Source organism: Acinetobacter sp. YH12252, from assembly GCF_013417365.1.
In the GTDB taxonomy this organism is placed as follows: domain Bacteria; phylum Pseudomonadota; class Gammaproteobacteria; order Pseudomonadales; family Moraxellaceae; genus Acinetobacter; species Acinetobacter towneri.
This window is the reverse complement of sequence record NZ_VPEA01000006.1, coordinates 163,466-177,768: the sequence shown is the minus strand read 5'-3', so window position 1 is coordinate 177,768 and position 14,303 is coordinate 163,466. Positions and strand designations below refer to the sequence as shown.

Genomic DNA, 14,303 nt, shown 5'->3' with positions numbered 1-14,303 from the left:
ACGTATAAGGGGTAAAATAGTGTCAAATCGTCTACAACTCACACAGCTAGCGGCTTCCATTGCATTGGTTGCTGGTAGCGCTGCTTTTGTTTCATCTGCACATGCCGCTGCACCAGCAGCAGGTACAAATATCAGTAACGTTGCATCTGCAACCTATACCGATAGTACTGGTGCAAGTAAGTCTGTAAACTCAAACATTGTAACCACCACAGTTTCAGCTGTTGGAAGTATCACGTTGGTTGCAAACCGTACCGCAACTGCCAACCCGAACGCCTTGGTCTCTTTATCACATACCTTAACCAACAATGGTAATAGTAGCGATACCATTACTTTAAGCGTGGCGAATATTGCTAATGGTGCTGCTGGTGATGACTATGACTTTAGTGGCCTTAAAGTCTATCGGGATACCAATAATGATGGTACACCTGATGGGGCACCAATTCTCATTGGTGCTGCAACGGGTACAATAACCCTGGCGGCAGGTCAGTCGGTTAACTTGATTGTTGAGGGTGTTACCAATGCATCGGCAGCCGTAGGTGCAGAGGGTCAATGGACGTTAACTGCGAAAAGTGATCTGACTAATGTTGTGACTGGTGGAGCACTCATTGCCAGAAATACCGATACCGTGACCATTATCAATGGTGCTGTCATTAGCTTGAGGAAATCGGCCAGTGTCAGCTTGATTGATGCAACCAAAGCTACTGATGCTGATCGTGAAGTGACCTATACCTTGAATTATACCAATACAGGGAATAGTGCAGCATCGAATTTTACCATTGAGGATACAATACCTGCTGGTTTAGAATACGTTGCAGGTTCAGCAAAGTTGTATGGTAATAATCAAACTGATAATGCGGATACGGATGGCTATCAATTTATTGAGACCAACCCAGGAAGTAATGATGGTAAAGGCAAGGTCAGCTTAACGGTTGCATCTTTGGCACCAGGCAGCTCAGGTATATTGACTTTTAAAGTACGTGTGCCGCTAAATGCGCCTGTAAGCGTAATTGAAAACACTGCATATTCTGATGTAGATGGTGCAGGCACGGCATCGTCACCTCAACCATCTAACACGCACCAACTGGAAATCGCAAAAATTTTCAAAGGTACCATCAACGATAGTGATAGCAATAACTATGCCGATAGTCCAACCCCTGGTCCTGCTCCTTTAGATAACCAAATTACCATTGCTAATCTACTTCAGGGCAATGTTGCTGTCTTTGGTACAGCAGCAACTGAAAAGATCGTAATCCATAACACAGGTAATTACGCCGATGAGTTTATGGTTTCAACCAGTAATGGTACTTTGCCTTCAGGTAGTGTGATTACTCTATATCAGGCAGATGGTGTAACACCATTTGTTTCAACAGGTACCATTGCTGTAGGTAGAAAGTATGAGCTGATTGCAAAAATCAACTTGCCTGCATCCTATGCAAATGCAGCAAATGAAGCAAATCCAAACCTTACAGCAACTTTATTGGTAAAACCAAAGTCAAATCCAGCTCAGACTGCCGATACTTTGGATTTGGTTATTACCAGAGTCACCCCTGCAACTGTGGACTTACATAACGGTAATAACACTAATCAAGATAATGCTACTGGTACAGTCGGTGCTACTGTCGGGACAGGTAAGGATGCCAATCAATATGCGAATGAAGCATCAGTTCTACCAGGTAACTCGGTAACATTCCCATTAAGTGTAGATAACCTCGGTTCAGTAAGCGATAACTTCAATTTATCGCATAACCTGCCAGCAGGTTGGGATGTGAAGTTCTATCTAGTGGCGAATCCTTTAGAGACAAATCCAAATAACTGGACACCAACGGGTTCACCAATTACCAATACTGGCAATATTATCCAGGGTGGTAATACTAAACTGGTTGTTGTTGTAACGCCACCAGCAGGTGCAACAGCAGGTGGTGTAGATGCGAACTTTACTGTGAGATCGGCATCAACCAATTTAACCGATACCTTATCGAATAGAGTGACCGTTCAGGCAGACCGTAAACTGGTTCTAAACCAGGATCGTATTGGTCAGGTTGCACCAGGGGGTACAGTTGTTTATAAACACACTTTAACCAACAATAGTAACTTGGTTGAAGGTGCAACCGCAGAGGGTATACCATTTACTTTAACTAGTTCAAATACTGACTGGGCAGCCAGTTTGTATATTGACAACAACAATGATGGCTTGATCGATGCGAATGATACGCTAGTCACAGGAACTGCTCTTACATTCCTTAATAATGCTGGTATTGCCAAGGGTGCTACAGTCAACTTACTCGTTAAGGTTCAGGCACCAGTCAATGCAACTGTGGGTACGCAAAATCCAGTGGTATTGACGTTCTCACCAGTTCAGTATAATGGGCAGAATCATCCAGTACTTACAAACACTGACTTGACCACAGTCACTGCAGGTCAGGTACGTTTGGTGAAAGATCAGTATCTTGCTAACTGTGCAGATGGTACAGCAATTAATGGAACTGGAACTTATACACAGGCAACAGTAAGTGCAAAACCAGGTGAGTGTGTACGTTATCGTATTGTGGCAACGAATGAAGGTAATGCAACAGTAACAAATGTTGTGATTAGTGATAATACGCCGTCATATACTACATTGAAAGCAGTTACAACATCAGGGACTGAATCTCCAAAAGCAACCAACGCAACACTTGGTGGTATTTCTGCTGATGGTGCAACAGGTACAGTTTCAGCAACTCAGTCTAGTTTGGCACCGAATGCTACTTCTTCATTAGAGTTCGTAATCAAAGTTGATGAGTAATACTTATTAACATTAATGTAAATCAATAATTAAAGATGTGAACATTTGCCTAGGCAGGTGTTCATCTCAAATAAATTTTTAAGATTTTTTTAGACTATTTTAGTTAAGGGTACGGCGCTGTGCTACAACAGAAGCAATCTAACGCATTCCATAACATGACATTCATGTTATCAACGTTGACAGTATCTATATTGTCAGCGCAGTATGGTTATGCAGCGAATATGCCTGAAGTGGGTAGCTCTATCCAGAATATCGCCTATGCAACTTATGTTGCACCCGATGGTAAATCCCAACAATCTGTTTCAAATACCGTCGCAATCAATGTTTCTGCTCTTTATGCAATTGCTTTAACTACTGCACCGATTCAGGAAATTGAACCAAGTACCCGTGTGATCTGGGCCAATACTCTGGTCAATAATAGTAATGCTCCTGTCAATGTACAGCTAGAAGCATTAACAATAAATGAACTAAGCAACGTTAAAATTTATGTAGATACCAATAAAAACGGTCAATTCGATACTGATGACCAGCAACTGACAACTACTGTTGCCTTAGCAATAGGTCAGAGTGTACATTTATGGGTTGTTGCAACAGCAAGTGCGACATTGACTGAAAGTCAGCAGTTAAATTTACCAATAAAAGCCACACTCGTTGAAGATAGTAGTGTAATCGCAACGGCTACAGATAGTGCCATTAGCTATGGCCCACAACTGGTTGCAACCAAAGAGGTTGTCCAGAAAACTTTTGAGCCATCAGCGAATGCTAGCTATGATCTTAACTATACCTTGGCCATCACCAATCAAGGGAAAAAAGCGGCAAGACCAGTGGATGTGATGATCGATGGTCAGGCACAAAAAATGGTGCTTCTAGTCGATGATCTACCTGCCAACACGATATTCAAGTCTGCCCAGTTAAAAAATACACAGGCCAAAGTTTTATACAAACAAACGGGCAATAACTATACAACTGTTTTACCAAGTGATTTAAGCAAGGTTGATCAATTGGTGGTTGGCTTTCCACAAATTGAAGCCAATACAACGGAACAGGTTGACCTTACGGTTACAATGAATCGTAACATTGCCAAAACAACGGTTAAAAATACCTATAAAGTTTCGTATGCAACCACAAATAGCCAAAAAGAGGTATTGTCTAATCCTGCTTTAACCGTGGTAGGTGGTCTTGCAGTGATTAATAATAAATCTGGTGATTTCCAAAATGTCTTGACCACAGGCAGCGTGAATAAACCACTTTATCTTGAAGCGCAAAATGCCAGCTGTAATGCGGACCGTTATACTGCCGACAAGGTGAAAATTAAGCTTAAATCAGCCAAAACAGGTGATCTTGAAGAAGTCATTGGGGTAGAAACTGGCCCGAATACAGGCGTATTCCATTACACGCTACCAACCGCATTTGCGGAAGTTGGGGTTTCTTATGATGCGTTATTGCAGACCATCAAACGTGATCAGGTACAGGTTAGCCTGACGGACTGTCTGGATGCACAGGGTAATTCAACCCAGACATTTACCGATATTAGGACTCAGGTGCTTATTGACCCATATGGCACAGTGTTTGATGCCAAGACAGGTTTACCTGTGGCGGGAGCAACGGTCACTTTATTAGACCAGAATGGCCAGCCAATTGCGGACAATATTGCATACAAACTTGATGAGCAGACTGGAGAGCTGGTTACAATTCCAGCCAAGCAGGTCACCAATAGCGAGGGTGAATTTATTTATCCCCTTGTTAAAGCAGGAACCTACAGTTTTGTTGTGGATACAACCACAATTCCTGGAAATACACGTTATAGTTTTGTCAGTGATAAATCTGTTTATCCAAGTTTCCCTGCGGATAAGGCTGTTGATCTGGAATGGTCTTATGCTGGCAAATTCACCTTAAATAATGGTGATCCAGCACTCAATATTGATATTCCAATTGATCCTGATTTGACTGTACCAACCTCGCCGTTATTTGTACAAAAGGTTGCGACCAATAAAAACTCGGAAATCGGTGAGTTTGAAGAATATACCGTGACGGTTGCCAATCGTGGCACGGTGGATTCCAAAGATGTTTCGATTACTGATACCTTGCCTAGAGGCTTTATCTATGTTCAGGGTTCTATGCGTATCGATGGCACCAAGGTTGCTGACCCATTAGGTGGAAAAGGTCCTTATTTGAAACTTGGTTTAGGTACACTGACTCCAAGTAAGGAAGTTAAGGTTCAGTATCGCGTCTATATTGGTCCAAATGCCTTGAATGGTGATGGCATTAACCGTGTTCGGGCAAAAGATGGTCAGGGAATCGAATCAAACGAAGCATCTGCAAAAGTAGAAGTAACTCCTGGCGCAATGATCTCTGATGGCTTTATTGTTGGTAAGATTTTTACTGACTGTAACCGTAATGGGGTACAGGATGCAGGTGAAGTCGGTGTGCCAGGTGTGCGTATTTACCTTGAAGATGGTAGCTATGTGGTGACTGACAGTGAAGGTAAATATGATTTTTATGGGATCAGTGCCAAAACCCACGTTCTAAAGGTTGACCGTACCAGTTTGCCAGTTGATTCTGAGTTGGTGTTAATTGGCAATCGTCAGGCAGGTGATCCAAATAGCCGTTTTGTGGATTTAAAACGTGGTGAACTACATCGTGCCGATTTTGCAATTGCCAATGGTACAGGACAATGTTCGCAAGCCTTATTGCAACAAATCGCAGAACGTAAAAAACGCATTGAACAGGACAACACCAATTTAGAACAGGTGTTACGTTCAGACCTTACCATTGATCCAGTTTTTTCCAAGATTACCGATGTTAAAGGTCAGCCAGCAAGTGGTTGTATCTCGGCACAGGGAATCAGGGCCAATTGTAACCTTGATTTTTCCAAGGAACAGGCTAAGGAACTGAAAGAGGTTACTTTTGAACCAGAAAAATCTGGCGTTGCTTCTTCAGTTGCCTTGCCACTGACTGAAACATTGGCAGCAACTGAGAGTGTGCCAGCCGAATCCACTCAAGCTGCGAAAATGCTTAGTCTGGAAACAGTGCTGGAAAATGCTGCCAATAATCAGCTAGAAATTATCAACTTAAAAGATGGGCAGCTTCTTGGTTATGCCCAAACAGCGGTTCAGGTTAAGGGTGCTGCTGGCACACAACTACAACTGTGGGTAAATGGCACACAGGTTTCTGAGAAACGCATTGGTAAACGTGCAATATTGCCTGACTTACAGGTTGCAGGTCTGGATTTTATCGGTGTCGATCTCGCTGTGGGTAAAAACAGTATTGAAGTTCGTCAAGTCGACATGATGGGTAATGTTCGGGATAGCAAACAGGTCAATGTGATTGTCCCTGACCAAATGGATAAGCTGTTACTTGAGTCAGCCAAAGTACAGCCGCAAGCCAACGGCCGTGATTATTTTAACGTGACCATGAAAATTGTTGACCGTAATGGCACATTGGTTTCTACCAGAACTCCAGTTACGCTCGACAGCTCGATTGGTAAAATTGAGTTGACTGACCTGGACCCGAAACAACCTGGTATTCAGGTGTTTGTTGAGGGCGGTACACTTGTTGTGCCAATAAAGGCGCCAATCGAGGCTGGGGAAGGAACGCTGTCGGTTGAAAGTGGTATTTTTCATAGCAGTACCCCAGTACGTTTCTTACCTGATCTACGTCCGATCATCGCCGTTGGTTTGGTAGAAGGATCAATTAACTTTAAGAAATTTGACCCGAAACAGTTAAGCAATATCCGTTCGCAAGATGGATTTGAGGAAGAACTGCAAGAGATTTCATCATCGGACAATGGCAAAAGCAATGTGACAGGGCGTGCAGCCATGTTCCTGAAAGGGAAAGTCAAGGGTGAATATTTACTGACCCTTGCCTATGATTCTGACAAGGATAAAAACCAGCGCTTGTTCCGTGATATTCGTCCAGATGAATATTATCCAGTTTATGGTGACTCGGCAGCGAAAGGTTTTGATGCACAAACAACCAGTAAGCTCTACGTGCGTGTGGATAAAGGCCGTTCTTATGCCATGTATGGTGACTACGTAACACGTACTGAAAATGATGAGGGCCTGGCTTTAGGTCAATATAGCCGTTCATTAACAGGTGTTCGTGGGGCTGTCGAAACAGACCGCTATAAAGTCACGGCCTTTGCTGCGCAGACCAATACGCAACAGGTGACCAATGAACAACGTGCTATGGGGATTTCAGGTCCGTATAGCATGGGCAATGTCAATACCGATGATGTGCTTGCCAATAGTGAAAAAGTTGAGGTGGTGACCCGTGACCGCGATAATCCAGGCCTGATCATTTCGCGTAGCACTTTGGCACGTTTTACCGATTATGAAGTGGATACCTTTAGCAACAGCATTTACTTAAAAGATCCTGTACCAAGTGTCGATGCTGACCTGAATCCAGTCTATCTGCGTATTACAGTGGAATCTGAGCAGGGTGGGGATGAATACACGGTTGGTGGTGTGTCTGGTTCTGTAAAAGTCACAGATAAAGCCAAAGTAGGTGGTTCTTATGTGAAGAGTAATAATCCACTAACTCAAGATCAGTTAGCAAGTGTGAATACTGTCGTTAAATTTGCCAATGATAAAGGTAAATTCATTGCTGAGTTTGCCCGTTCTGAAAATATCAATGACGGTTTAAACTCTTTAACACAGATTAACACCACACCAGATGCAACAGGTAAATTGTCGGGGAATGCGGCTCGCGTTGAACTGAACTATGCCTATAAGAATATGGAGCTGAAAACCTACCATAATCAGGCAGATACAGGGTTCTATAACACTGCGGCACCAATCACCGCTGGACGTAAGGAAAGTGGTATAAAAGGGCGTACGCAACTGGGTAAGATCGGTTTGGCAAAACTGGAGGCCATCCGTACTGAAGATTTGCAAAGTGGTGTCAATCAGGGTGTTTCTGCCAGTATCGAACGTGCGATCAGCCGTATTGTCGCGGTTGAGCTGGGTCTCAAGTATTACGATGAGTCTAAGAATCCAGCATTGTTGGGGGCTTCACAAACAGCGCCGTATCATGGTTTAACCGCACGTACAAAAATCACCACACAGCTTCCTTGGCAGGGTTCAAATGTTTTTGCTGAATATGAGCAGGATGTTTCCGAAGCTGAGCGTCGTAATTTTGCCTTGGGTGCGAATTACCAGATTAATTCAAAACTACGTGCCTATGGTCGCCATGAGTTGGTGTCCAGTATTCAGGGACTGTATGACCTAAATAACAATCAGCGTCGTAATGTCACAGTGTTTGGTCTGGACAGTAAATATAACAATAACGGTACGGCATTTAGTGAATATCGTGTTCGCGATGGCATCAGTGCGCGCGAAGCTGAAGCTGCAATCGGTTTACGTAACCGTTGGGAACTGGAAAAAGGCTTCTATGCAACCACCAGTTTTGAACAGGTAAAGTCATTGTCAAAAGCAGATACCGATAACCAAAATTCCGATAACACTGCTGCATCTTTAGGTGTGGAATATCTGGCCAATCCAAACTGGAAAGCTGTTGCGAGAATTGAAGCACGTTGGGCTGACCAGTCTGACACCATCCTGAATAATCTGGGGATTGCCTACAAATATTCGGATGACGTGACTTTATTGGCGAAAAATGTAGTTAGCCTGACTGATAGTAAGAATGAAAACAGTGGTGATCGCCTGGTTGATCGTTTCCAGGTGGGGGCTGCCTACCGTGACACTGAGCACAATCGTTTTGATGCGCTGACCAAGGTGGAATACCGCTATGACAGTAACAAGTCAGATTTAAATAATCCATACTTAAAGCATGTCTATATTTTTTCAAATCACTTGAATTATCATCCAAGTCGCGATATTACCCTTTCAGGCCAATATGCAGTTAAAAATGTGGACACAACGTTCTCTGGTTTGGAGTCAAGTGGTATGACACATATGCTCAGTGGTCGGGCAATGTATGACATCAATGAACGTTGGGATGCGGGTATTCATACAGGCGTGTTATGGTCGAACATGAGTTCGGGCCGCCGTGTTTTGGTTGGGGGGGAAGTGGGCTATTTGCTGGCTGCAAACCTCTGGTTATCAGGTGGTTATAACTTCTCTGGCTATAAAGATGATGATCTGGTGGATAGTGACACAACTCTTCAGGGCGCATATGTACGCTTTAGATTCAAGTTTGATGAGAACCTGTTTTCTCGCAACAATTCTACCGTGAACGCTTCAAGAGAACCATAAAGATGAAATATGTCACACCTGCCTTGCGTCAATTTTATCGTGGTGCTGCAACTGTTGTGGTTTGCTGGAGCGTGATGGTTTGGGCAAAAAATCCTGATCATTTGGCTGCACCTGTTATGGCGCAAGATTCTCCAGATACTACAGCCCAGTCAGGTATTTATAATCCAAAAGATCAACAGGTTGCTGCCTTGCAAACACGTCTCGTTCCTTTTTTGAATGAACAGGGAATTGAACGTTATCATGCTGTCAAAGCAGCCGCATGGTTGACTTATGCAGCCCATGAGGGAAGTGAAAAAAGTGCAACGGTTGCGCGAAAGGAGGCCCTTGCCCAGGCGGAAATGATTATAGTGGCATTAGAGCAAGGTCAGGCTAAGCAGTTAAGTTTAACCACACCGATTCTGTCTACCTCAAGTGTAATGCGTCGGGATTTATGGGCAAATACTGAATTATTGAAACAGCATGCAGGTTTTTCCTGTGCCCAGTCTCAGATTGCACAGGCAGAGGTGATGCTGGCCTGGGCAGCCGCTGAACATTGTGAGTTGGGCTGGCGACATTCACGGGAGCTGTTTTTATCAGCACAGCGCTTAATTGATCAGGCAAATAGTCGGGCGTTTAGTTGCAGTGCAGATGTTCCTCAACAGCTTCCGAAAATTAGTTATCCATCTTTACAGGAACTGAATGGCAGTGAGCAGGGATGTCATGGTGTGGTCGGAACATGGCCGATTTGGTCGCCACAACAAAAAACAGTCATCTCTGAAAATAGCCAGGTTGCTGATCAACCTGTGCCGAATGTTGTACATTTTGCTTTGGATCAGGCAGTTTTATCGCAAGATTCCATCAATGTGCTCAATCAGATCGTGAACTTCCTAACAGCACATCCAGCTTACACCTTGACACTGTATGGATTTACCAATCAGCAGGCAAATGAACAATATAATTTAAAATTGTCCTTGCGTCGTGCGCAGGCAGTATCTCAATATCTAACTCAGCAAGGTGTTGCCCTAAATCGTATTGCGACAGAGGCAAAAGGTAAGACCCAGCTGATTAAAAATGAAAACCCGTATCACACAAATGGATAGCCAAATCCTATCCCTATACGCTAAAGGCATGACGACACGAGATATTGTTGCCACATTCAAGGAAATGTACGATGCGGACGTCTCCCCAACGCTTATTTCCAAAGTGACGGATGCAGTTAAAGAACAAGTAATAGAATGGGCTTTGTTGCACAAACCTATCTGTAAAGGCTTTTTCAGCGATATAATTTTCAAATGAAGAAGCCTACACACAAAATCTACCGCACAACCAATTGGCCCGCATATAACCGAGCACTCATGAGTCGCGGAAATATTGCCATTTGGTTTGATCCTGCTACGCAATGGTATGCGCCATCAAAAGGCAAACAAGGGCGAAATCAAACCTACTCCGACGCAGCCATCCAATGCTGCTTAATGATTAAATCCTTATTTCGTCTGTCTTTACGTATGGTTACTGGCTTTGTGCAAAGTCTGATTAAACTTTGCGGATTAAATTGGATAGCTCCAGATTACACCACGCTTTGTAGAAGACAAAAGCATATTGATATTGTAATCAGCTACCAAAAAAGTAGCGATGGGCTGCATCTACTCATGGACTCTACAGGCATGAAGTTTCTAGGTGAGGGCGAATGGAAACGCAAGAAACATGGACCTGAATATCGTCGCCAATGGCGTAAACTTCATATTGGTATAGATGCTAAAACCCTACAAATACGAGCAGTTCAGCTTACAACCAATAATGTCAGTGATTCACAGGTGCTTACTGATTTACTTAATCAGATTCCACAAGATGAGCAGATTGACTCTGTTTATACCGATGGAGCTTATGACACCAAGCAATGCCGTCAGGTCATTGCAGATCGGCAAGGGCATGCAGTGATTCCACCTAGAAAAAATGCGAAACCATGGAAAGATACAAAGAGTAGCTCGCTAGAGCGAAATGACTTACTTCGAACAATTAAATGTTTAGGCAGGACAATATGGAAAAAATGGTCAGGCTATCATCGCCGCAGTTTGGTTGAAACTAAGATGCATTGCATCAAATTATTAGGAGATAAACTCAGTGCAAGGAGTTTTGATAGCCAAGTGAATGAAATCCATGCACGTGTAGCAGTCCTTAACAGATTTACGGAATTAGGTCGACCACTTACCCGAGTTACGCCTTAAATTTAGCTCAATTAGGGGCGCTTTGCATTTCAAATCTTTGTGCAACAAAGCCCTTTAAAAGTAACAGGCAAACCCGATTTATTAAACGAGAGAGATAGTTCGGGTAAATGGAAAGAGCGTTATAAAAAATATGTTCAACAGCCAGAAGAGTTTAAAATTTATAAACATGATTTAAATCAATTTATTGAATTTTTAGTTCCTGAGTTTGAAGGACGCTTAATTGCTTGGGGTGAAAGCTGTGAACTTCATTCAAAAATAAATTTACCAAAGTAGGTCTATTATGAAATACCAACCGCCTTATACCATCACCTCAAAAATCATTCATCTGATTGCTCAGATCAGTGAAAATATAGGGCGTTTGACTGTTTTAGAGGAAATTCAGGACAGCTTAAAACTCAGAAAAGCCAATCGTATCCGTACTATTCAAGGTTCTCTTGCAATAGAAGGGAATACGTTAAGTACAGAACAAATCACGGCGATTCTAAATGGTAAGACTGTGATTGCACCTCCGAAAGAAGTTCAGGAAGTACGTAATGCCATTAAAGCCTATGAAGCATTTCAGCAGTGGCAACCAAGCCAAGGAAAAGACCTATTACAAGCGCACCAAATTTTAATGACAGGCTTAATTGATGAAGTCGGTCAGTATCGTCATGGTGGTGTCGGTGTAATGTCAGGTGATCGAGTAGTGCATATGGCTCCACCTGCGAATCAGATTAACCGTTTGATGGCTGATTTACTTAATTGGTTGAATGACAGCGATATACATCCACTGATTCAAAGTTCAGTATTCCATTATGAGTTTGAGTTTATTCATCCATTCGCAGATGGTAATGGTCGAATGGGGAGGTTGTGGCAGACATTGATTTTAAGTAGATGGAATCCAATCTTTGCCAATATTCCTGTTGAAAGCTTGATTTACCAAAATCAAAAAGCTTATTACGAAGCGTTGCAAGCAAGTACAGATCGTACTGATTCAGCCCCGTTTATAGAATTCATCTTACACATGATTTTAGATGCCATTCTTAGTTCAACTGATACCGCTCAAGATAGCGATCATGTTACCGCTCAAGTTAACGTACAAGTGAGCGACCAAGTTCAGCGTTTACTTTCTGCAATGAAGCAAGAAGATTATACTTTAGCTGAATTGATGCAATTGGTTGGATTAACTCATCGAGCAACATTCCAAAGGAATTACTTAAATCCTGCAATAGAAGCTGGTCTGATTAAACGCACCATTCCTGATAAGCCGAAAAGTCCGAAGCAAAGATATAGATTAAAAAGATAACAATACTTTCAATTGTGGATAAATCAAGACATATCCGCAATCAGTAAAATCCTATTCAAATCTGCTACAATTACGCCAATTTTGAATTCCCACTTTTTCAGTTTTAGTACATATTTAGAAATGTGTACATAACTGTGTACATATTGTAGATTTTTCTCATGTTTAAAGATCAATTAGCTAGAGAGGTAAAGGCTCGTAGAACCTTTGCTATTATTTCCCACCCCGATGCTGGTAAAACCACCATGACAGAAAAACTGCTGTTATGGGGACAAGCCATTCAAGTTGCAGGGATGGTAAAAAGCCGTAAGTCAGATCGTGGCGCAACATCTGACTGGATGGAAATGGAAAAAGAACGTGGTATTTCCATTACAACTTCGGTGATGCAATTCCCGTATAAAGACAAAATGATTAACCTGCTCGATACCCCAGGGCACGAAGATTTCTCTGAAGATACTTACCGCACTCTAACTGCGGTGGACTCTGCACTGATGGTGATTGATGGTGCGAAAGGTGTCGAAGACCGTACCATTAAATTAATGGATGTGTGTCGTATGCGTGACACACCCATCATTTCATTCGTCAACAAAATGGACCGCGAAATTCGTGAACCATTAGAGTTGTTGGATGAAATTGAAAATGTCCTCAAAATTAAGTGTGTGCCAATCACTTGGCCAATGGGTACAGGGCGTGATTTCGCAGGGGTGTTTAACCTCATCGAAGAAAAGTTTTATGTGTACAAATCAGGTTTTGGTTCAACCATTCCTGAAATTGAAGTACGTGATGGCTATAACCATGCAGACCTACGTGAAAAAGTAGGTGAATTGGCATGGGCGGCATTTGAAGAATCACTTGAGTTGGTACAAATGGCGAATGAGCCTTTAGACCGTGAAGAGTTTTTAGCGGGTCGTCAAACACCAGTGCTATTTGGTACTGCTTTGGGTAACTTCGGTGTAGATCATGTATTGAATGCATTCAGTGAATATGCGCCGCCGCCAAAAGCACATCCAACGCAAGACCGTATTGTAGAAGCCAATGAAGAAGGCTTTAGTGGTTTTGTTTTTAAAATTCAGGCCAATATGGATCCGAAGCACCGTGACCGTATTGCTTTCATGCGAATCTGTTCAGGCAAGTATGAGAAAGGCTTGAAAATGAAGCATGTGCGTATTGATAAAGATGTACGTATCAGCGATGCCTTAACCTTCTTGGCAGGTGATCGTCAGCACCTCGAAGAAGCGTGGCCGGGCGACATTATTGGTCTACATAACCACGGGACGATTCAAATTGGCGATACCTTCACTTCGGGTGAAAAGTTGCAATTTACAGGGATTCCGCACTTCGCACCTGAAATGTTCCGTCGTGTACGCTTGAAAGACCCATTGAAGTCCAAACAGCTGCAAAAAGGCCTTAAAGAGCTTTCAGAAGAAGGTGCAACGCAAGTCTTTATGCCACAAAACAGCAATGATTTAATCGTAGGTGCTGTTGGTGTGCTACAGTTTGAAGTCGTCGCCTATCGCCTGAAAGAAGAATACAAAGTCGATTGTATTTACGAGCCTGTCAGCATCAACACGGTACGCTGGGTGTCTTGTGCCGATGAGAAAAAGTTTAACGAATTTAAGAAAAAAGCCCACGATCAGTTGTCTGTCGATGGTGGTGGTCACTTAACTTATCTCGCGCCAAGCCGTGTGAATTTACAGTTAATGCAAGAGCGTTACCCTGACATTGAGTTTAGAAATACACGCGAGCACTAAGCCTCAGGTTGATGATGCTTAATCTGGCAGATGCAATCAGCGTAGCGCAGATGAATGTTCGGCATGCCT

Annotated in this window: 5 protein-coding genes and 3 pseudogenes; all 8 read left to right on the top strand. The window is 42.9% G+C overall.

The window, feature by feature from the left end; translation table 11 throughout:
* Positions 1–19 precede the first annotated feature (19 nt).
* The 8 genes and pseudogenes from FTV28_RS08230 (at position 20) to FTV28_RS08195 (ending at position 14,234) form a co-directional block, all read left to right on the top strand.
* Complete coding sequence (locus tag FTV28_RS08230) at positions 20–2,782, top strand: isopeptide-forming domain-containing fimbrial protein (RefSeq protein ID WP_179990083.1); 2,763 nt, start codon at positions 20–22, stop codon at positions 2,780–2,782.
* 119 nt (positions 2,783–2,901) lie between these two features.
* On the top strand, positions 2,902–8,997 hold the full coding sequence (locus FTV28_RS08225; RefSeq protein ID WP_179990081.1) for an SdrD B-like domain-containing protein: 6,096 nt from the start codon (positions 2,902–2,904) through the stop codon (positions 8,995–8,997).
* Positions 8,998–8,999: 2 nt separating this feature from the next.
* Positions 9,000–9,995 (top strand): annotated as a pseudogene (locus FTV28_RS13655) (OmpA family protein); the annotation flags it as partial.
* A 33-nt stretch (positions 9,996–10,028) separates the two neighbouring features.
* A pseudogene (locus tag FTV28_RS08215) lies at positions 10,029–10,215 on the top strand (transposase); the annotation flags it as partial.
* Between the two features lie 53 nt (positions 10,216–10,268).
* Positions 10,269–11,201 (top strand): IS5 family transposase, encoded by a 933-nt coding sequence (locus FTV28_RS08210; RefSeq protein ID WP_179990077.1) that lies wholly within the window; start codon positions 10,269–10,271, stop codon positions 11,199–11,201.
* Between the two features lie 54 nt (positions 11,202–11,255).
* Positions 11,256–11,474 (top strand): annotated as a pseudogene (locus tag FTV28_RS08205) (hypothetical protein); the annotation flags it as partial.
* Between the two features lie 7 nt (positions 11,475–11,481).
* Positions 11,482–12,486: a Fic family protein gene (locus FTV28_RS08200; RefSeq protein WP_179990075.1), complete on the top strand. Its 1,005-nt coding sequence runs from the start codon at positions 11,482–11,484 to the stop codon at positions 12,484–12,486.
* A 158-nt stretch (positions 12,487–12,644) separates the two neighbouring features.
* The gene (locus tag FTV28_RS08195) at positions 12,645–14,234 is read left to right on the top strand and encodes a peptide chain release factor 3 (protein ID WP_167846306.1); all 1,590 of its coding nucleotides are present in this window, start codon (positions 12,645–12,647) and stop codon (positions 14,232–14,234) included.
* The last annotated feature ends 69 nt before the right edge of the window (positions 14,235–14,303 follow it).

Coding starts and splice junctions, on each gene's coding strand:
- FTV28_RS08200 (WP_179990075.1), top strand. CDS start 11,482: ATGAAATACCAACCGCCTTATACCATCACCTCAAAAATCATTCATCTG.
- FTV28_RS08210 (WP_179990077.1), top strand. CDS start 10,269: ATGAAGAAGCCTACACACAAAATCTACCGCACAACCAATTGGCCCGCA.
- FTV28_RS08195 (WP_167846306.1), top strand. CDS start 12,645: ATGTTTAAAGATCAATTAGCTAGAGAGGTAAAGGCTCGTAGAACCTTT.